The sequence below is a fragment of the Herbaspirillum robiniae genome (genome assembly GCF_002213415.1).
In the GTDB taxonomy this organism is placed as follows: domain Bacteria; phylum Pseudomonadota; class Gammaproteobacteria; order Burkholderiales; family Burkholderiaceae_D; genus Herbaspirillum; species Herbaspirillum robiniae.
Genome location: NZ_NJGU01000008.1, coordinates 202,311 through 222,538, shown reverse-complemented (window position 1 = coordinate 222,538; position 20,228 = coordinate 202,311). Strand labels below are relative to the sequence as shown.

Annotated in this window: 20 protein-coding genes and 1 pseudogene; 15 read left to right on the top strand and 6 right to left on the bottom strand. The window is 56.5% G+C overall.

Going from position 1 to position 20,228, the window contains the following annotated elements:
- Positions 1 to 13: 13 nt before the first annotated feature.
- From CEJ42_RS16295 to CEJ42_RS16285, 3 genes are all read right to left on the bottom strand, one after another.
- On the bottom strand, positions 14 to 1,036 hold the full coding sequence (locus tag CEJ42_RS16295) for an alpha/beta hydrolase (RefSeq protein WP_088751807.1): 1,023 nt from the start codon (positions 1,034 to 1,036) through the stop codon (positions 14 to 16).
- A gap of 66 nt (positions 1,037 to 1,102) precedes the next feature.
- Complete coding sequence (locus CEJ42_RS16290; protein WP_088751806.1) at positions 1,103 to 1,483, bottom strand: DUF2255 family protein; 381 nt, start codon at positions 1,481 to 1,483, stop codon at positions 1,103 to 1,105.
- Between the two features lie 44 nt (positions 1,484 to 1,527).
- Positions 1,528 to 2,673 carry an aldo/keto reductase gene (locus CEJ42_RS16285; protein ID WP_088751805.1) on the bottom strand — a complete coding sequence of 382 codons (1,146 nt, stop codon included), beginning with the start codon at positions 2,671 to 2,673 and terminating at the stop codon, positions 1,528 to 1,530.
- Between the two features lie 216 nt (positions 2,674 to 2,889).
- On the opposite strand from CEJ42_RS16285, the gene CEJ42_RS16280 reads away from it, so the two are divergent.
- The 5 genes from CEJ42_RS16280 (at position 2,890) to CEJ42_RS16260 (ending at position 6,849) form a co-directional block, all read left to right on the top strand.
- Entirely contained in the window at positions 2,890 to 3,780 is an 891-nt protein-coding gene (locus tag CEJ42_RS16280) for a LysR family transcriptional regulator (protein ID WP_088751804.1), read from the top strand.
- Between the two features lie 36 nt (positions 3,781 to 3,816).
- On the top strand, positions 3,817 to 4,710 hold the full coding sequence (locus CEJ42_RS16275) for a LysR family transcriptional regulator (RefSeq protein WP_088751803.1): 894 nt from the start codon (positions 3,817 to 3,819) through the stop codon (positions 4,708 to 4,710).
- Positions 4,711 to 5,137: 427 nt separating this feature from the next.
- Entirely contained in the window at positions 5,138 to 5,554 is a 417-nt protein-coding gene (locus CEJ42_RS16270; protein ID WP_088751802.1) for a (R)-mandelonitrile lyase, read from the top strand.
- A gap of 40 nt (positions 5,555 to 5,594) precedes the next feature.
- Positions 5,595 to 6,083, top strand: a complete 489-nt coding sequence (locus CEJ42_RS16265) for a (R)-mandelonitrile lyase (protein ID WP_207760446.1) — start codon at positions 5,595 to 5,597, stop codon at positions 6,081 to 6,083.
- A 94-nt stretch (positions 6,084 to 6,177) separates the two neighbouring features.
- The gene (locus CEJ42_RS16260) at positions 6,178 to 6,849 is read left to right on the top strand and encodes a carboxymuconolactone decarboxylase family protein (RefSeq protein ID WP_243397884.1); all 672 of its coding nucleotides are present in this window, start codon (positions 6,178 to 6,180) and stop codon (positions 6,847 to 6,849) included.
- Positions 6,850 to 6,906: 57 nt separating this feature from the next.
- Here CEJ42_RS16260 and CEJ42_RS24670 read toward each other — a convergent pair.
- The 3 genes and pseudogenes from CEJ42_RS24670 to CEJ42_RS16250 all read right to left on the bottom strand — a co-directional run.
- Positions 6,907 to 7,020, bottom strand: a pseudogene (locus CEJ42_RS24670) (alpha-hydroxy-acid oxidizing protein); the annotation flags it as partial.
- 1 nt (position 7,021) lies between these two features.
- Positions 7,022 to 8,899 (bottom strand): TRAP transporter large permease, encoded by a 1,878-nt coding sequence (locus CEJ42_RS16255; protein WP_088751800.1) that lies wholly within the window; start codon positions 8,897 to 8,899, stop codon positions 7,022 to 7,024.
- Positions 8,896 to 9,921 carry a TRAP transporter substrate-binding protein gene (locus tag CEJ42_RS16250; RefSeq protein ID WP_088751799.1) on the bottom strand — a complete coding sequence of 342 codons (1,026 nt, stop codon included), beginning with the start codon at positions 9,919 to 9,921 and terminating at the stop codon, positions 8,896 to 8,898. The genes CEJ42_RS16255 and CEJ42_RS16250 overlap by 4 nt, the downstream gene beginning before the upstream one ends.
- 220 nt (positions 9,922 to 10,141) lie before the next feature.
- Here CEJ42_RS16250 and CEJ42_RS16245 point away from each other — a divergent pair, with 220 nt between their 5' ends.
- The 10 genes from CEJ42_RS16245 (at position 10,142) to CEJ42_RS16200 (ending at position 20,165) form a co-directional block, all read left to right on the top strand.
- Entirely contained in the window at positions 10,142 to 11,062 is a 921-nt protein-coding gene (locus CEJ42_RS16245) for a LysR substrate-binding domain-containing protein (RefSeq protein WP_088751798.1), read from the top strand.
- A 216-nt stretch (positions 11,063 to 11,278) separates the two neighbouring features.
- Positions 11,279 to 12,628, top strand: coding sequence for an NAD(P)H-dependent oxidoreductase (locus CEJ42_RS16240; protein WP_088751797.1), 1,350 nt, complete (start codon positions 11,279 to 11,281; stop codon positions 12,626 to 12,628).
- A 9-nt stretch (positions 12,629 to 12,637) separates the two neighbouring features.
- Positions 12,638 to 12,961: a putative quinol monooxygenase gene (locus tag CEJ42_RS16235; RefSeq protein ID WP_088751796.1), complete on the top strand. Its 324-nt coding sequence runs from the start codon at positions 12,638 to 12,640 to the stop codon at positions 12,959 to 12,961.
- A complete protein-coding gene (locus tag CEJ42_RS16230; protein ID WP_088751795.1) occupies positions 12,958 to 13,827 on the top strand; it encodes an NAD(P)-dependent oxidoreductase in 870 nt (289 codons plus the stop codon). The genes CEJ42_RS16235 and CEJ42_RS16230 overlap by 4 nt, the downstream gene beginning before the upstream one ends.
- A gap of 288 nt (positions 13,828 to 14,115) precedes the next feature.
- The gene (locus tag CEJ42_RS16225; protein ID WP_088751794.1) at positions 14,116 to 14,982 is read left to right on the top strand and encodes an STAS domain-containing protein; all 867 of its coding nucleotides are present in this window, start codon (positions 14,116 to 14,118) and stop codon (positions 14,980 to 14,982) included.
- Positions 14,983 to 14,985: 3 nt separating this feature from the next.
- The gene (locus tag CEJ42_RS16220; protein ID WP_088751793.1) at positions 14,986 to 15,342 is read left to right on the top strand and encodes an STAS domain-containing protein; all 357 of its coding nucleotides are present in this window, start codon (positions 14,986 to 14,988) and stop codon (positions 15,340 to 15,342) included.
- Between the two features lie 51 nt (positions 15,343 to 15,393).
- A complete protein-coding gene (locus tag CEJ42_RS16215; protein ID WP_217507533.1) occupies positions 15,394 to 15,786 on the top strand; it encodes an ATP-binding protein in 393 nt (130 codons plus the stop codon).
- A complete protein-coding gene (locus CEJ42_RS16210) occupies positions 15,771 to 16,811 on the top strand; it encodes a SpoIIE family protein phosphatase (protein WP_088751791.1) in 1,041 nt (346 codons plus the stop codon). Before CEJ42_RS16215 ends, CEJ42_RS16210 begins: the two co-directional genes overlap by 16 nt.
- Positions 16,808 to 18,595 (top strand): ATP-binding protein, encoded by a 1,788-nt coding sequence (locus tag CEJ42_RS16205; RefSeq protein ID WP_088751790.1) that lies wholly within the window; start codon positions 16,808 to 16,810, stop codon positions 18,593 to 18,595. The genes CEJ42_RS16210 and CEJ42_RS16205 overlap by 4 nt, the downstream gene beginning before the upstream one ends.
- 19 nt (positions 18,596 to 18,614) lie before the next feature.
- Positions 18,615 to 20,165, top strand: a complete 1,551-nt coding sequence (locus tag CEJ42_RS16200; protein ID WP_088751789.1) for an ATP-binding response regulator — start codon at positions 18,615 to 18,617, stop codon at positions 20,163 to 20,165.
- Positions 20,166 to 20,228 lie beyond the last annotated feature (63 nt).

Sequence of the window (20,228 nt, the reverse complement as noted above, 5' to 3'; positions counted from 1 at the left end):
GTATTGGAGAGGGTCAGAGACTCTTGCCGAAGAATTCGGCCAATTTTTCAACGGCAGGCGTGACGTATTGCGGCTTGTCGTATAGATCGAAATGCGAGGCGCCCGGAATGACATAAAGCTCCTTGGGCTGCTTGGCGGTCGCATAGGCCGCCTGGCTGAACTTGATGGTTTCCGCTCGGTCGCCAGAGATGAGAAGAACCGGCCGGGGAGAGACCAGGTCCATGTGCTCTAACGGGTAATAGTCGACATGCAGGGCGGGGCTGGTGACGACAAAGCGGTTCTTGGCGTTCGGATGAGCGCCCCGTGGCGTTAGGTAATACTGCGTGGCTTCACGGAGGAAGCTCGGCGAATCGGAATTGATGGTGCTCAGCGGCGGTAACAGACTCTGAACGAGAGCGGGCGCCCCTGCGGCTTCCTTGTCGAGTTGCCCGTAGGTCGACTGGAGCAGTTTCTGGCGATCTTTTGCAGTCACTGGAATGCCCGTGATTCCGGTGCGTGTTGCATCCCCGATATCGTAGGCACCAACGCTGGCGACTGCCTTGACTCTCGGGTCAGTTTGCGATTCGTGGAGCGCATAGCTACCACCGGCGCATACACCCATCGAGCCGATGCGATTCGCATCGACCTGGGGCAGGGTCTTCAGGAAGCCCACGGCACTTCGGATGTCTTGAACGCGGTCGATGGGCGCTTCGAGGTCGCGCGGCTCGCCGCCGCTTTCACCATAGTGGGATGCATCAAATGCCAGGGTCACGAATCCCTTGCGCGCCAGTTGCTGTGCATACAGACCGGCAGTCTGTTCCTTGACCCCACCCCAAGGGTGAGCCACTACAATCGCCGGATATTTTTGGCTACTGTCGTAAGCTGGCGGCAGGTAGAGATTGCCCGCCATCTTGATGGTACCGTTGATGAAGGTAACTTTCTGGGAACCGACGACGTTGGCGCCTTGGGCAACAGAGAGTGGCTCAGCTGCGCCAGCTGACAGGGACAGGGCGCAGAAGAACGCTGTCGAAATCAGTGAATTTCTCAGATTGAACATTGGTTGAGTTCCTTGTTTCGCGAATGTCGTCGCATGACGGCCAGTTGGAGACACACTGCGCGGTGATCAATTCCCAGTATCCCGTGGGGTAATCTTTACGGTCGCCGCGCGTGCCCGTTCGCTAATCATTGGGCGAAGATATTGACTGGCGTGGTACTTGGCCCGGTAGGCTTCGTCGATGAGATCGTTGACGTCCCCGGAGACGGCATGGAAGCAAACCTTGCTCTTCATGCCGGCAGCAATGATCTGCCCCGACTTCTGCTGTAGTGCTGCCTTGTACCAGCGAGATTCCCGCCCGCTGTAGGCACGCACATAAAGATTGCCATCGACGGCCACACACCATATCCACGTCGGCGTTCCGTGCGTCATGCCATCGTCACGGAGCGGTGAAACCTTGAGGTCATCGGCTTCGACGATTTTTTCAAGTACATCTTTTTCCCACGCCATTTGCTTTCCCTTCCTGGCTGTTTCTTCTGGATGCAAAGGAATAGTTATCCCTGTACCTGTTTCTGTTGCGCAGCGGGATAGCGATCGCCGACGATTTGAATCGCCGATACTGCGTTCTCCAGTTCGCTGACTTCCTGCTGGCTCAATTTGAAGTCGGCTGAGCGCAGGTTCTCTTCCAGGTGCGCCAGTTTGGTGGTGCCGGGAATCGGCACGATCCAGGGCGCCTTTGCCATCAACCAGGCCAGCGCAACCTGCGCAGATGTACATCCTCTGGTGCGGCCGAAGGCGTTCAGCACTTCAACAATGGCCAGGTTTGCCCTGATCGCATCTGCGGTGAAGCGGGGTAGCGTGGCGCGATTGTCATTTCCTGAATCGAATCGGGTGTACTCGTTGATTGAGCCACCAAGGAATCCACGGTTGATCGGGCTGTAAGGGACGAAGCCAATGCCGAGTTCGGCCAGGACAGGGAAGATTTCCTTCTCCTGCGCGCGCCACATCAGGTGGTATTCACTCTGGACTGCAGTCACTGCTTGCACGGCATGTGCCCTGCGGATGGTTTGCGCCCCTACCTCGCACAGACCGAAGTGCCTGACCTTACCCTGCTGGATAAGGTCCTTGACTGCGCCCGCCACGTCCTCAATGGGCACCGCCGGATCTGCGCGATGCTGGTAGAACATGTCGATGGCATCCACGCGCAGGCGTTTGAGCGATTCTTCAGCGGTTCGGCGGATGGTCGCTGGACGACTGTCCAGTTCGCCGTCCATATACTTGGTACCGACAATGCGGTGGCCAAACTTGCTCGTGATGCTGACTTTGTGACGGAATGGTTCAAGTGCTTCGCCGGCCAGCTCTTCATTGATCAGCGGACCGTAGACCTGGGCGGTATCAAACAAGGTAACGCCCCGTTCGGCCGCCTGTCGAAGAAGCGCGATCATGGCCTTCCTGTCGGGGTGGGGGCCGCGGTTGTAGTTCATTCCCATCACGCCGAAGCCCAAGGCTGAGACCTCCATTCCCGATGTGCCGCTGCCCAAAATTCGGCTTTGGGTGATCACGTGGTGATCTGCTTTACTTGCAGGGGCGTTGGGGTTCTGCTGTTGTGCTGCCGATGCAGCGGTAGCGTAGGCCAGCGCACCGAAGGTGGCACCGGCTCTAAGCACATTTCGTCGGCCGGAAGTCAATTGCTCGTTCATCAAAAAATCTCCTCGCTGTATGGAAAGCTGCGAAGAGGCATGGAAAAAGCAACTACATGCAGATCGTCCTCATCGCACGGATAACCAAGTGTAGGTCGCGCGAGGGATAGGTACTAGCCGTCTTAATTTTGATGCCAATATAAATTCTATTCATTAATCGAGATTGAATAGCGTAGTACTTGTAGAATAAAAGTGTTCTTTAAATGGAATCCATCCATGCTACGTGAAAACTTCAGTGAACTCTTTGCCTTCATTGCCGTAGCGCGCGCGCGAAGCTTCACCCGCGCCGCTGCGAAATTGCAAATATCGCAACCTGCGCTGAGCCACACCGTGCGAGAGTTGGAGAATCGCTTTGGTATCCAACTGCTTGTGCGCAACACCCGAGGCGTAGTGCCAACCGAAGCTGGACAGCAACTCCTGGATAGACTTTCATCGGAGTTCGATGAAATCGAATCTGAAATCGAAGCATTGTCGGATTTTCGTGATACGCCAAAAGGGACGATACGTATTACGGCGATCGACTATGCGATCAGGAGCGTGTTGTGGCCGAAGTTGGCGAAGTTCCTCCCGCAATATCCGGATATCAAGGTCGAGCTGATCAATGAATACGAAAGTGTCGACATCGCTGCACGTGGCTATGATGCTGGTGTCAGGTTTGGACAGGAGTTGGCACAGGACATGATCTCCGTGAAGATCGGTCCGGATGTCCGTAATACCGTGGTTGGTTCAAAGAGCTATTTCAGTGGTCGCACTCGCCCCACAACCCCACACGATCTGACCAGCCATCGTTGCATCAATCTGCGCACTTCCACCTATGGTGGCCTGTACGAATGGGAGTTCGTCAAAGGCAAGCGTGCCTATAGCGCACGTGTCGACGGCTCGGTGGTGTTCAACAATGCCTACGATATTTTTGAAGCCGTGAAGGCTGGCTTCGGGTTGGCTTACTTGCCCGAAGATATGGTTCAGGCAAGTGTCGCGAAGGGGCAATTGATTTCAGTCCTGGAGGACTGGTGCCCTGTTTGGCCGGGTTTCCATCTCTATTATCCAAATCGCCGCCAGCAATCACTTGCAATGACGCTGCTGGTAGATGCCTTGCGCCATCGATGATGGCAGCTCTTGTTCATTTTTGAGGAGCAATCAACCATGTCAGGTGAGAATTTTCGGGACATCGTGGCATTCCTGGCCGTTGCGCGCGAGCGCAGCTTTACCCGAGCGGCTGTACATCTGGGGGTGTCTCAGTCTGCACTCAGTCACACTATTCGCGCTTTGGAGGCGCGGCTGGGGCTGCGTCTTCTGACACGAACGACGCGAAGTGTTTCACCCACCGAGGCTGGAGAGCGCTTGATCCAGCGTGTAGCACCGCGTTTCGACAATATCGCTGCTGAGCTCGCATCGTTTGCAGAGTTGCGGGATAAGCCGTCGGGAAAAGTCCGCATTACTGCCTCCGACTTTGCCGCAAAAACTGTGCTTTGGCCGAAATTGTCCCAACTTCAGCGGAGCTTTCCTGATATCAAGATAGAGATTACGATTGAATCAGGCCTGATTGATATCGTTTCAGAGAATTTTGATGCGGGAGTGCGTTTCGGCGACCAGATTGCCAAGGACATGACCGCAGTTCAGATCTCACCGAAGGTTCGTATGACCATTGTCGGTGCTCCTGCCTACCTGGCGCGTCACAGCGCACCTATCGTCCCAGCGGACTTGACCGGCCATGCGTGTATCAATACACGGTTTTCAGTGCGGGGAGGAAACTATGCCTGGGAACTGAGAAAAGGCCGGCAGAATCTTCAGGTGCGCGTTGACGGGCCATGGACGTTTAATAGCATCTATCCTGTCATTGATGCGGCCGTGGAGGGCTTCGGGCTGGCTTATGTTCCCGAAGAGCTGGCGCGTCCTTATCTCACGAACGGCCAGCTGCAGTCGGTCATGGAGGATTGGGGCCAGACTTTTCCGGGGCTTCACATCTTTTACGCAAGCACGCGTCGCTCATCTCGTGCCATCTCGATGGTCATTAATGCGTTGCGGCACACCAAGTAAATTGCCCGCCGACATATCTCTACCACTTTCCAGCACGGTTTTCGGTTTGTTTGCCGGAAATTCTGTCGGGCGTCATTCCCGACACAGTGGGCAGGAAAAGACGGTGGCGGATTAATGAGAAGATCTTATAGCACTATGCTGATTAGCTCGTCTATTCGCGGTGAATCTGATTCGCTATAGTTGTTCCCATACCTAAAAAATTGAAGTCCATGAGAATCATGCCAAATGGTTTTCGTAGCAGGGCTGCCGTTGGCAACATCTGCTGAATGACTTCATTCACGCCAATAGTGTCGTCCACGGCGGCACATCCGAAGTGATTTCCAAGCCAGAGAAGATATTTGTCTCTGGCGTTTCCTGCATTCAAGCGGGAACCAGTCTCGAGAGAGCCTGAAGGTGGAGTCATGACAAACACTGAAAGGAACACAACATGGAACTCAAGCGCGCAGGATCACAGCCATCCCTCAAGGGGCCTGCAGAATGGTTTACGGGCACCGTTCGCATCGATCCGCTCAACAACCCTCCGGCCCCAGCGCGTGTCTCGTGCGCGAGCGTCACCTTTGAATCTGGTGCACGTTCTGCCTGGCACACCCATCCTCTTGGCCAGACCCTGATCGTCACTGCCGGTTGCGGCTGGACCCAATGTGAACATGGGGAAGTCGTCGAGATCCGGGCGGGTGACGTCATCTGGTGCCCACCGGGCCACAAGCACTGGCACGGCGCTACCTCCACCACCTCCATGACGCATATCGCAGTACAGGAAGCGCTAGATGGAAAGAATGTCATCTGGCTTGAGCATGTCACTGATGAGCAATATCTCAGCGGCGTGAAAAACGCGGGCGGATAAATCGCCCGCAATTCTTGCTAAAAAGCTGGAAGGGATTTCAATGCATTCAGGTTTGAAGATCTTGCTGTGCACTGCATTTCTGCAGGGCTCAATGGCCTTGGCGGCCGACGCCCCTGTCGACACGGTGGCGCAGAAAATTACCCGCGCAGGTGCTCAAGCGTCAATGCCGGGACCAACGGACTACTTCACTGGCCGTGTGCGGGTTGATCCGGTATGGCCCGCCGATAAAAATATCACTGCCTCCGGCGGCCTGGTGACATTTGAGCCAGGTGCACGCTCTGCCTGGCACACGCATCCCGCCGGGCAGCAACTGGTCGTGATGTCAGGCGTCGGACTGACACAGGAATGGGGAAAGCCGGTCCAGGAGATTCATCCTGGTGATGTGATCTGGTGCCCGCCAGGCGTCAAGCACTGGCACGGGGCGACAGGAACGACTGCCATGACGCATCTGGCTGTCACTGCGATGGTCGACGGCAAGAACGTAACCTGGATGGAGAAGGTATCCGATGAACAATACAACACACGCTAAAGGCCGTATTCCTGGCGTCATCGCAATCGCCATTGCCATTGCATTGGCAAGTTCGGCAACCCAGGCGGCGACCAACGTGAAGGATTCCAAAGAGATGAGCAATACACAAGCTACATCGGGCGCTTCGGAAGTGCTCACCGCTCGCCAGCAGGCAATTGGCCCAATCGCCGCCTTTGCCGCCGCCGGCGACATGGCCAAGCTCAATGCCGCATTGAACCAGGGGCTGGATGCTGGAATTACCGTCAGCGATGCCAAGGAAATCCTGGTTCAACTCTACGCTTATGCAGGTTTCCCGCGCAGCCTGAATGCGCTGGGTGAGTTGATGAAAGTGCTGGAGGCCCGCAAGCAACACGGTGTCCAGGATGCTGCTGGTTCCTCCCCAAGCCGCCCCAATCCCAAGGGCGATGCATTGTTGGCGGCGGGCACGGCAAACCAGACCAAATTGGCTGGAGCGCCAGTAAAGGGCCCGCTATTCGATTTTGCTCCCGCTATCGATGAATACCTGAAGACGCACTTGTTCGGCGACATCTTCGAACGCGACAACCTCGACTGGAAGAGTCGTGAACTTGCCACGGTAGGTATGTTATCGGCGCTCCCTGGTGCCGAATCACAGCTGCAGTCGCACATTCGCATCAGCATGAACGTTGGCCTGACAGCTGGCCAGCTTGGTCAGTTCGCGCAAGTTCTCGGTGAGAAAGTGGATGCTGATAATGGGCGTCGCACTCGTGAGGCGCTGGACAGGCATCTGGCTTCGTTGACGAAATAACGAAGTCGGATTGCTGAGGAGATGTCGCAGCGGAAAAATTAGCGCTCGGCATCTTGACGGGATGCCGAACTTCTCTGCCGCAATTGCCCCCAGCATTTCACCGTTCGCCCATTGCATGCCCGTCAGGCCCGTTGGTGCGATCGCGACAGGCATGGAAACCTCTTCGCCTATGTCACAGGAAACAGGTAGAGATCCACGGGATGAAGGTGATTGCGATCAATCCCAACAGCAACACCCCTAGATATAGCCAGATCCGGCGTAGGGCAACTTCCGGCGGCACCTGCCCGATGATGCAAGCGGCGTAGTAGCACAGGCCAAATGGTGGTGCAAACACACCTAATCCCATGGCCAGGATCACAACCATTGCATAGTGAATTTCGTGGATGCCGAGCTGATGTGCCACCGGGAACAGCAACGGTGCGAAGAGCACAATTGCCGGAATCCCCTCCAGCACGCTACCCAACACAATGAATGCTGCAATCGAGACCAGAAGGAATCCGGTCGCACCGCCAGGCACATGCGTCATGATGCTGGCCAAGTCATGAGAAAAACCGGATTGCGTCAGGGCCCAACCCATTGCGCTAGCGGCTCCTACGATGAAAAGAATCGCTCCCGAGAGTGCAGCAGTTTGGATCAAAATTGGCATAGCCATGCTCCACTTCAGGCTTCCACGATAAATGATCAACCCGACGATAAGTGAATAGGCAATACCAATCGTTGAAACTTCGGTTGCAGTTGCTACACCCTCGACGACCGCAGTGCGAATTACAAACGGTAGGAGCAAGGCAGGAAAAGCGATTGCCAGCGTCTGCAATACTCGCTTAACAGGAGCTCGGGGAGTTTCCACATGATCGCTACCTGCTCGCCACCAAGCCACTACGGCCAGTACCAGTGCCAGCACGATGGCCGGCAGAATGCCTGCGGTGAACAATGCAGCGATTGAAATGCCGGTGACAGATGCGATCGCAATCAGCACCAGCGACGGTGGAATGGTCTCGCTCATCGCTCCCGAAGCAGCCAGAAGTGAGATCAACTCGCTGTCCTGCACGCCACGTTTGCGCATCTCCGGAAATAGCACCGGCGCCACTGCGGCCATGTCGGCAGTCTTGGATCCGGAGATACCGGACACCAATAGCATTGCTCCCAGCAGCACGTACGACATGCCGCCGCGCACATGCCCCACTAGCGAAGCGAGAAACTCCACCATCACCCTCGCCAATCCGGTTGCATGCACCAACTGCCCCAGGAGAACGAACATCGGCACCGCCAGCAAGATCAAGCTACTCATGCCTTCGTCCATGCGGCCGACGACAATCACCAACGGCGTAGAGGTCGTGCATAGCAGGTAAGCGCTGGTGGCGATTGCAAACGAAAAGGCGATCGGCGCACCGGCCATCACGCCCAGACCCAGCATACCCAAGAAAAATACTGGCAGCGAATGTTGCCCCATCGATGCCAGTGTTGGCGCTGCGAGATAACAGGCGCCACCGATGACCGCGAGTACAGCTGCCACGCTTATCAGGTCACGCTTACTATGCTGGAGCAGACGCAATGCGCAGCTTGCAAGTGCTATTGCAAAGCCGACCGGTAAAGCCAGTGCACGTACCATCCCACTCCAGCCAAGTGCCGGCGTTTCAACGAAACCCTGATCCTCCACATACTCCATGCTGGGATGCAAGAGGAGCGCCAGCATTACCAGGGTGACGCCAATGGCCAAGGTTTCGGTCCAGACTTGCGCGCGGGGCGACAACTTGGAGACAAAGAAGGTCAGCCGCATATGGCAGTTCTTTTGCACTGCCAATGCAGCCCCTAACATCGCCAGCCACAAGAACAAGATGGACGCCAGCTCGTCGCTCCACACCAACGAACTGTGCAGCACTGAGCGCGCGACGATACCTGCCATCAAAATCACTACTTCGGCTACCAGCACAGCCGCCGCCAGAGACTCCACGCCCCTTTGCAGCCAATGCTGGCAGGTGTCGATCAGGTTACGCGGAGCGTTACTCGCTCCCATCGCCGTACTCTGTTGGATGCTGTGCGCGGCGCTCATGCCATTTTCCCTACGACCGATTCCAGTGCCGCCCACGGCGCCGCGCCAAACTTATCTTTCCATTCTTTGTAGAAGCCGGCATCAGTCAGTGCCTTACGGAAAGCATCACGGTTGGCAGTGTCGAAGGTGATGCCCTTCTTGGTCAGCTGCTCCTTCAAGGAAGCGTTGAGCTGTTCGACGTCGCCGCGTTGCTCCATGCTGGCGCGGTCAAATTCACGCCGCACGATGTCCTTCAGATCGTCCGGCAAAGCAGTGAAGGCACGCCGGTTACCCAGCAACCAGAACGGATCCCAGATGTGATTGGTCTGGCTGATGTACTTCTGTACCTCGTAAAGCTTGCCGGCATCGATGGCGACAAGGCCGTTTTCCTGGCCGTCAACCAACTTGGTCTGCAGGGCGGTGTAGAGCTCGTTGAAGTTGATGGAGGTTGGGTTGGCGCCCAGCGCCTTAAACAGCGAGGTGAACATCGGAGACACCGGTACGCGGATGCGATAGCCAGCCAAATCAACCGGTGTCTTGATCGGCTTGGACGTCGATGAGATCTGGCGGAAGCTGTTGTCGGCCGCCTTCGAGACCGAGATCATGCCGGTCTTTTCGATCTGCGCACGGATGATCTTGCCCAGCTCGCCGTCCACGCTGGACCATACTTGCTGGTAATCGGAATAGGTGAAGCCCACATTGGTAATCGCCGCCAGCGGCACCACGGTAGAAATCACTGAGCCGGCCAAATTCAGAAACTCCACGCCGCCAGTACGCACCTGCGTCAGCAGGTCAGTATCAGAGCCCAGCTGGCTGGCCGGGAAGAATCGTATGTCGAGGCGACCAGAACTGGCTTCGCGGATGCGGTCGGTGGCCTGCTTCAGGCGAGCGTTGATGGGCTGGTCCAGCGATTGACCGGTGGCCAGCTTGTAGTTGAACTCCGCGGCGCGCGCCGGCTTACTCCAGATGGTCACCAGAGGTAGGGCTGCAGCGGCTGCCAGGACGGAACGGCGCGACACGCTGCGTGGGGTGGTTTTGCTCATGCTTTGTCTCCTGTTTTCTTGTGTCGGAGGAGCGTCGCCGCCGGATTTCCGGGCATGCTATCGCGTCCTGAAAGCGCAACTCTCTGGCTGCGCGCGACTCTCGCTGGGTACCGTACAACATGGCGCCGAAATGAGTTCGTGATTGAATTTAAAAGGTTTATTGGTGAAGTACAATTAATTTATTTTTCACTAACTTGTAGAAAAATTAAACGGTGAGCGTATGTACCTACCCTTGCGCGCAATAAGTGTCTTCCATGCAGCAGCCCGCTCCGGCAGCATCTCAGCGGCAGCTGAGGAGCTTAATGTCACGCCATCCGCGGTAAGTCAGCAGATCCAGTCATTGGAGACTCATCTGGGGACATCGCTTATGGTGAAAGTCGGTCGTGGTGTGGCGCTGACCGAAGCGGGAGAGCGCTATTTTTCCATGATTGCAGAGGAAATCGACCGCATCTCTGAAGCTACCCAGAGCATCCGCGGCCTGCGCCCGATCACACTGTTGACCGTGCGGGCGACGCCGACGCTGTCGAGCAAATGGCTACTCCCGCGCTTGAAGGGGTTTCTCGACGCCAATCCCGATCTCGAGGTGCGTCTAAACGGTACTAACGAAGTCACCGACTTCACGCGCGAGACCGTTGATGTGGAGATTCGCCATGGGCGCGGGCAATGGCCCGGGCTCTACACGGAAGCGCTGGCTGAAGAATTGTTCTTTCCGGTCTGCCGGCCAGACTATGCCCCGGCTGGTAGCCTCTCGGTAGATGAACTGGTGCATCACCGGTTGATTCAGTCGGTGAAATCACAGGTGCAATGGCCGACCTGGTTTTCGCTCAACAAGATCACGCCGTCAACTCAGATGAGTCGTGTCTTGTTCGACCGCAGCCACATGGCCATCGATGCCGCGGCCGATGGAATTGGCTTGGCACTGGAAAGCTCCCTGATGATGTGGCGCGAACTACGTGACGGTACTCTTGTGTGCCCGATAAAGAACCCACCCCGCGTGGTTCAGACCACGCAATGGGTAGTTTGCCCGGTGGACAGCTTGCGCAAACGGAAAGTGAGCCTATTCCTCGACTGGTTGCGCGAGGAGGTGAAACACTGGCAAGCGGAACAATTCATCCCTCCTGGCATGAAGGATTTTAAATAACGTAGAAAATCTAATCATTCCTCTCGTAAATGTTAATTGTTTTAACAATATGCGCTGATTAAACTTTTTCGCACGGGTTGGCTGCGTCGTCGATTTATATCGCAGGTGCCCCGAAAAAGGAGACTCGGCAAGGAACCCCTCCCTGCCGCATTTGACGAGTCAGTCGCATCGGCGCCCGCATCAGGCGGTGGCCGTCTATTACGAGAAGGAAGAGACATGAATTTGTACAGCTTGCTGCGCGAGCGCGCGGCCGCCGGCCGCCCGGTGCGGGTCGGCCTGATCGGCGCCGGTAAGTTCGGCTCCATGGTGTTGGCACAGGCACAGCACATCGAAGGCATGCATATCGTGGGGGTGGCAGACCTCAACATCGAGAAGGCACATGCCTCGCTGGATCGTGTGGGCTGGCCGAAAGAACGCTACGCAGCCAAAACCTTGGGTGATGCCGTCAAGAACGGCACCACCTGTGTGCTGGAAAATGCCGCCGCGCTGGCCGACTGCGAAGAGATCGAGTGCATTATCGAAGCCACCGGCCATCCCATCGCCGGCGTGCGTCATGCGCTTGACGCAATCGAGGGCGGCAAACACGTGGTGATGGTCAACGTCGAGGCGGACTGCATGTGCGGCCCGTTGTTGGCATCCAAAGCTAAAGCCAAAGGCCTGGTGTACAGCATGGCCTACGGCGATCAGCCGGCCATCATCTGCGAACTGGTGGACTGGGTACGCTCGTGCGGCTTCGAGCTGGTCTCGGCCGGCAAAGGCATGAATTTCGAGCCACGCTACCGCTATTCCACGCCCGACACCGTCTGGGGCTACTTCGGCTGGACCGATGAAGAAGTTGCCAAGGGCGACTTCAACCCGAAGATGTACAACTCCTTCACCGATGGCACCAAGGCCGCGATCGAAATGGCTGCGGTCGCCAACGGTACCGGCCTCGATTGCCCCGACGACGGCCTGGCTTTCCCGCCGACAGGCCTTCATGACCTGGCCGGCGTGTTCAAACCAGCTGCAGACGGTGGCCGGCTGGCGCGTTCGGGCCTCGTGGACATCGCTGCCAGCCAAGAGCCGGATGGCCGAGAGGTGTTCAACAACATCCGCTACGGCGTCTTTGTCACCTTCAAGGCCCCCACGGAATATGCGCGCGCCTGCTTCAAGCAATATGGACTCCTGGTCGACAAGTCGGGCTGGTACGGTTCGATGTGGCGTCCATTCCATATGATCGGCCTGGAAACCAGCATCAGCGTGCTGTCGGCCGTGCTTCGTGGCGAATCGACCGGCTGTTCCAAGGAATTCCGCGGTGATGCGGTGGCAACTGCCAAACGTGACCTGAAGCCGGGCGAATTCCTCGACGGCGAGGGTGGCTACGCGGTCTGGGCCAATGCTATTCCCGCCACCAAGAGCCTGGCCATCGGCGCCCTCCCGATCGGCCTCGCCCACAATGTCAAGTTGAAGCGCGCAGTGGCAAAAGACACCATCGTGCGCTTCGAAGATGTGGAGTTGCTCAACGACCTGGACGTGGTGGCCTTGCGCCGCGACATGGAACAGCAGGCTCGCGGAAATATTCGCTAAGGGGCGCGCATGACAAAGGCTGACGCATTTGTCGTCATCGCCGAGTTCGAGGTAAAGCCGGCTTGTATGCCGGCTTTTCTCGCACTAGCGCACGATGACGCCCACCACTCGGTCAACAGTGAGCCCGGTTGCCAGCGATTCGACGTGGTGCAATTACCCGGCAGTAATCACGTTCTGTTCTATGAGTTATACGATGATCGTCGCGCCTTCGACCTCCATCTGGAAACACCTCACTTAAAACGCTTCCAAGGTGGCTTCCCAGCGTTAGTGGTACGCGAACTGCCGGTACGCTTCGGCGAGTTTCATCGCCATCTTCAAGGAGCGACCGGATGAAGACTATCGGATTCATCGGCACTGGCATCATGGGCCTGCCAATGGCCCAGCATTTGGCTCGCGCGGGATTCTCGATTAAGGCCTGGAATCGTACGGCAGCCAAAGCATCCTCGCTTAGGAAGTGGGGGGCCAACATCGTCGGCAATGCCCGAGACGTCGCAAGTGGCGCAGATGTTGTGATTTGCATGCTCAGTTCCGGGCCGACCTGCGACGAGATCTTGCTGGGCGAAGGAGGCGTAATTGCCGCAATGAAGCCGGGCGCTTTGTTGATTGTGATGAGTTCAATTCCCGTCGAGACAGCACAACAGCAAGCAGTTGTAGCAAAGGCGCATGGCGTTCACTATGTAGACGCTCCCGTATCCGGTGGTGAAAAGGGTGCAAAGGAGGCGACACTGGCGATCATGGCCGGCGGAGAGGCGACCGCGTGGGAGATTGCACTAGCTGTCCTGCAGACGATGGGGCGCCCCACACATGTCGGTCCCGCAGGGTGTGGCCAGCTCGCGAAACTGGTGAACCAAATGATGGTCGCAGCTAACATTGCCAGTGTGGCCGAAGCCATGCTTTTGGCTGAGCGCGGAGGCGCAAATCCTGGAAAAGTTCGAGAGGCGCTACTGGGTGGATTCGCCGATTCGACAGCGTTGCGCCAGCACGCTTTAAGAATGATCAACGCGGAGTTTGCCCCAGGTGGCCCCGCCAAGTATCAATTGAAGGACACTCGAACGGCCGTCGCTTTTGCCCAAAAAGCCGGACTGTCCCTTCCGATGTTGAACACTGCCGACAACTTATTCTCGAACATGATCGAATCTGGCGATGGCGATCTCGACCACAGCGCCGTAATCAACCAACTGCGGCGGATGAATGGATAGCCCATTATTTTTGAACGTCCGCTTCTGGCCGAAAGGGGACAATCGAGATTGCGTAGGTGCTGGCCTAAATAAAGAGCAAGAATTTATTGCCCAATGGAACTAGAACTAGATGGGACTGTTTTCCTACAAGACGTGTCGGCAATGTCTTACATGCAAGAAATGTGTCCCCTTCTAGAATGAGACGGCCACGCGGCCGGTTTAGCCACGGCACCGTACGGCCCCCTCTCAAACGATGTCGTAGGCGCCAAAAGACCTCCGGCATCGCTCTCTGCTAAGGATAAAAAGAAGATGACATCCACACGTAGCGAACAACTGGCCCAGATCCTGGTTCAGCATCAACAATCCCTACTCGAAAACTGGTTGCAGACTCTAACGTCAAAGTTGGGACGCAAAGAAAAAGGCGGTGAATTCGAAATCCGCCGCCAGGCCGAGCAATTCCTGCAGATCCTGACCAAGACACTTCAGACTACTGCCAGCGACGATACCGACGGCGATGATTGGGCGGACCTGCGTCATCTCCTGAGCGAAGTATCGAGGACACGTGCGGTACAGGGATTTTCGCCACTGGATACAGCATCCTTCGTTTTCGCCTTGAAGGAACCGTTATATGAGCATTTGCGGTCTGCGTTGAACAGTGAACCGGCAACTCTCGCCTTAGAAATCGCCAACACCAGCTCGTTGTTTGACAAGCTGGGACTTTTTACTATCGAGGTGCACCAAAAGGCGCGTGAACAGGTCATCCTTCGGCAGCAACAAGAGCTCATGGAGCTGTCCACTCCGGTGGTTCAGTTGTGGCAGAACGTGTTGGCGCTGCCGCTGATCGGTACGCTCGATAGCGCGCGCACCCAAGTCGTGATGGAAAATTTGTTGCAAAAGATCGTTGAGACCGGCGCCATGATCGCCATCATCGACATCACCGGCGTGCCGACCGTCGATACCCTGGTGGCGCAGCACTTGCTCAAGACTATTGCTGCAGCTCGCTTGATGGGTGCCGACTGCATTATCAGCGGCATTCGGCCGCAGATCGCACAGACAATCGTGCACTTGGGAGTGAATCTTGAAGATGTCATCACCAAGGCGACGCTGGCCGATGCGTTCATGATCGCACTCAAAAAGACCGGCGCGCGTATTGCAGTGCAAGCTGGCGCAGAGTAAGACATGGAGCGCATTCCTATTTTGCGCATGGGGCGCCTGCTTCTGGTGACCATCCAGGTCGACATGCATGACCGGCTGGCAATGACGCTGCAGGATGACCTGACCTCGCGCATCGTCAGCGACCGTGCTCGTGGCGTCCTGATCGATATCTCTGCGCTGGATGTGGTGGATTCTTTTATCGGCCGCATGATCAGCAATACTGCGTCCATGGCGCGCGTCCTTGATGCCAGCACTGTTGTTGTCGGCATGCAGCCAGCGGTGGCCATCACGCTGGTCGAACTCGGCCTGACGCTGGAAGGTGTTAAGACTGCCTTGAACGTCGAACGCGGCATCAAGCTGCTTGAGTCGGAGGCAAGTTGATGCAATTCCCTACGGAGCCGCGCGAGGTGCGCGGTGGATGAACGAGGCAAGTTGACCTTGCCACTCCAGTCGGACGAAGACGTCGTTCGATTGAGAAAACTCGTGCGTGACCATTTGATCCGCTTAGGCTTTTCATTGGTGGAGCAGACCAAGATGGTTACTGCTGCCAGTGAACTGGCACGCAATACGCTGCGCTATGGTGGCGGTGGAGAGGCGCATGTCGTCGAGATGCACAATGGAAGCAAACGCGGGATCCGTCTGGTATTTTCGGATCAAGGGCCGGGTATCGACAACATAGAGCTTGCGCTGACCGACGGTTACACGACCGGAGGTGGACTGGGTCTTGGATTGTCTGGCGCCAAGCGCCTGGCTGATGAATTCGATATCCGCACGGCGCCCGGCGCTGGTACTGAAGTTACCATCATAAAATGGAAAATGTTCTGACCGCCTCGCGCACCGAGGAGGTGGTCGCCATCAATGAATCGGCTGACGTCGCTGCAGCGCGTCGCGCCGGTTCTGACCTCGCGCGCCGGTTGGACTTCCCTTCGGAAGAAGCGGCGCGATTGGCCTTGGTAGTAACCGAAGCCGCCAGCAACATTCTCAAACACGCTGGACGCGGCGAAGTGCTGCTGCGCACGGTGCACGCGCTGGCTAGCGATGGAAAAAATGTGCGAGGGATCGAATTGCTGGCCATTGATGGAGGCGCCGGCATGAGCGACATGCCGTCCTCAATGGCTGACGGCATGTCTACCGCCGGTAGCTATGGGGTCGGCTTGGGTGCCATACAACGCCAATCCGACGAGCTTGAAATCTTCACGTTGCCCGACCAAGGAACGATACTGCGCGCAGTTGTGTGGGAAACGCCCGGCGCGACCGAGCAATGGAAGAATGGGCTAATCTGTGTGCCCTTGGCCGGTGAGCATGCTTGTGGTGACGCGGTCTGGGCAGCAGTCAGCGATGACAATGCGCTGCTCATGATCAGTGACGGGCTGGGCCACGGTGAGGCGGCGGCGGAGGCCTCAGATGCGGCCGTCTCCCTGATTTCTGAAATTGCTTTTAAGCTGGAACCGGCTGATCTGGTGTTGCGCGCGCATCGCGGCTTACAGCGCACACGCGGCGCGGCGCTTGCGATTGCTCGAATTGATCCCTATGCCGGAAAAGTTAGTTTTTCAGGTGTCGGCAATATCGCGGCTTGCATCGTTATTGGCGGAGTGCGGCGTCATTTGGTGTCGCACAACGGCATCGTCGGACACAATTTGCGCAAGGCACAGCAGTTCGATTCACCGTGGCAGGATGAGGCATTGCTGATTCTGCATTCGGATGGACTTGTAAGCCGCTGGTCGCTGGATGGCTATCCCGGACTAGATCGGGCGCATCCCGCGCTGATCGCCGGTGTGTTGTATCGTGATTTCTACCGAGGACGCGACGATGTCAGCATCCTGGTCGTCCGTCGAGAGGTGGCCGCATGAGTTTGCGATTGCTGAAGGTGTCCATCCGGAGTGAAGTCGATGTTGTCGGCGCACGCCAGCGTGCGAGGCAGATCGCCGAATTGTGTGGTTTCGGGCAACAAGACCAGGTGCGCATTGCCACCACCGTTTCCGAGCTCGCACGCAACGTGTTCCGCTACGTAGGCAGCGGTCACGTAGATTTCTCGGTAGAAGGAAGCACCGCTCCGCAAACTTTGCTCATCGAGGTTCACGACAAAGGGCCTGGCATTCCTAATCTGGATGAGATCCTGGCCGGGCATTATCGTTCCAGCACCGGCATGGGACTCGGACTGCTCGGCGCCAGAAAGCTGATGGACGCTTTTGAGGTCCGCACTTCCGCCGGGAAAGGTACTCATATTTCCTTGCGCAAGTTGCTTCCTGGTACGGCAAAACTGATTACCGCCCAAGCCGCAGGGCAAGTCGGTGGAGCATTAGCTGCTGCTACGGTTGACATGGCATTATCGGAGGCACAGCAGCAGAACCAGGAACTCCTGACGACGCTGGCCGAGCTCAAGAGCCGTCAGGAAGAACTTTTGCAACTAACGCGTGAACTGGAAGACACCAATCGTGGTGTAGTGGCGCTCTACGCGGAACTGGACGAGAAGGCTGAGCATTTGCGGCGGGCTGACCAAGCCAAGTCGCGTTTTCTTTCCAACATGAGCCACGAATTTCGTACACCCTTGTCTTCCATACGGGCACTGGCCAAACTTTTGCTGGATCGGGTCGACGGTGATCTGGGCGTGGAGCAGGAGAAGCAGGTTCGCTTCATCCTTGACGGCGCCAATTCACTGACAGAACTCGTCAACGACTTATTGGACATGGCCAAGATCGAGGCCGGGAAAGTTGAGATTCGACCTTCGGTATTCCAGGTGGCTGACATGTTCAGCGCCTTACGTGGCATGTTACGGCCGTTGCTGGTGTCTGATCGCCTGCAGTTAAGTTTTCAAGCCCCGGCTGATTGCGAGATGTACAGCGATGAGGGCAAGGTATCGCAGATCTTGCGTAACTTTATCTCCAATGCCATAAAGTTCACTGAGGGCGGCAGCATCCTCGTTAAAGCAGAGGTCGTACCCAAGACAGGAGTGGTGCGCTTCTCCGTGACCGACACCGGAATCGGAATTCCGATTGATCAGCAAGCCATTATTTTTGAAGAATTCAGCCAGGTGGAGAACCATCTGCAGCGCAACGTCAAAGGTACCGGTCTCGGCTTGCCGCTGTGCCGTCAGCTTGCAACGTTGCTAGGTGGGTCTGTCGCAGTGAGCAGTCGTCCTGGCTCAGGGTCAACGTTCAGTGCTTCGCTTCCGCTGATGCATTCCGCTCCCCAGACGCCGCGGGAGGAGATCACCGGTATTGCCTTGGACGACGTCCGCCTGCCAGTTCTGGTAATAGAAGATCGACCAGAGCTGAGGCTGCTGTACGAACGCTATCTGCACCAGTCTGAGTTTCGTCTGCTGGCTGCTTCGACGCTGAACGAAGCCGAAACGATCTGGCGTAACGTAGAACCGCGTGCGGTCTTGCTGGACATTTTGCTGGAAGGAAAGGATTCTTGGCATTGGTTGGTGCAAATCAAGAATGACGAATCACGTCGCCACGTGCCGATCATCATCGCCTCCGACGTAGACGACAAAAACAAGGCCATGGGGCTGGGGGCGGACGCCTATTTCCTGAAACCCTTGGGGCGGGACGAATTATTGGCGGCATTACGCTCGCTGGTCGGAAGTGAGGGCGACCGAAACGAAATGCCCTCTCGTGCAGTCATTACATAGACTTACCGCCGCCAGCCATATGAACGCGCCTCAACAACTTATTCTCAATGTCGACGACACGGACGCCGCCCGCTATGCGCGCACGCGCATCTTGACCAAAGCTGGGTTACACGTCGTGGAAGCCGCCAGCGGAGCCGAGGCGCTCGCAATGGCGCACGAATTGAAGCCGGCTTTGATCCTGCTTGATGTCAAGCTGCCCGACATTCATGGCATGGAAGTATGTGCCCGCCTGAAGGCGGATCCGGCGACCTCTTTCATCATGGTGCTTCAGACTTCCGCCTCGTATATCGGTGTGGCCGACAAGATCCGGGCACTGGAAGGTGGCGCCGACAACTACCTCTTTGAGCCAATCGAGCCCGCCGAGCTTTTGGCAAGCGTCCACGCATTGCTTCGCCTGGCCAAGGTAGAGAATGAGCTTCGTGAAATTGATCGTCGCAAGGACGAATTCCTGGCCATCCTTGCTCACGAACTGCGCAACCCGCTGGTACCGATGCGCAACGCAGTGGGTATTCTCAACACGCGCGCGCCGGAAGCACCTGAATGGGAGCTGCGCGCACGTTCCACCATTTCACGCCATTTGGATCATATGGTGCGACTGGTCGACGATTTGTTGGACGTCTCCCGCCTGTCCCACAACAAGCTGGCATTGCAGTTAAACCGAATTTCATTGGGCGACATCGTGCAGAGTGCGCTGGAAGCGACACGGACGATGATGGAACGCAAGCGGCAGCAATTGCGCACGGACATTGCAGATGACGATCTTATGGTCGTTGGCGACGAAGTACGCTTGGTGCAGGTGCTGATGAATCTGTTGCACAATGCGGTGAAATTCACGCCAGAAGGTGGAAATATTGTCCTGTCCGCTGGGAGGGCTGGTGATTCCGTCTTCGTCAGCGTGGCCGATAGCGGCTGCGGAATCCCTTCGGAGAGAATGGGCGATATTTTCGGCATGTTCGCGCAGGCTAACGGTCTCGGGAAGGACCGGCAAGACGGCTTGGGCATAGGCCTTTCATTGGCAAAAAGCCTGACCGAATTACATGGGGGGACGCTCACCGCAGAAAGTCCAGGTATCGGACTTGGGAGTGCTTTTAAGGTACAGCTTCCTTCGGCGCCCACTGCGATAACCGATACAGCCAAACCTGAGCCTACCCAGAATAACAAAGGCGACAGCAGCGGCGTTGCACAAAGAGTCCGTATTCTGGTTGTGGACGACAATGTCGATATCGCAGACACAATGAAGGAATTGCTCGAGTTGCTCGGTCACGATGTCGAAGTTGCCTACAGCGGCAACGAAGGCATCCGTCTTGCACGGCAACTTATTCCGGACGCAATCATGCTCGATATCGGCCTCAAGGATATGACCGGCCATGATTTGGCGAGAACATTGCGCAGTGACGAATTGACTCGCGATATTTTTTTGATGGCATGTTCGGGATTCAGCAGTGATGAAGATAAGCAGCAGGCTTACGACGCGGGAGTAGACGATTATCTTGTAAAGCCCGTCGATATTGACACCCTGGCGCAGCTTCAGTTGAAACGTCAGCAGACCCGCGTCAATCGCAAAGAGTGAGCGTATGCTCGTCTTGATAATTCCTCTGGTGGTACGCCATGGCAGTTCATGAGTATGAGTCTC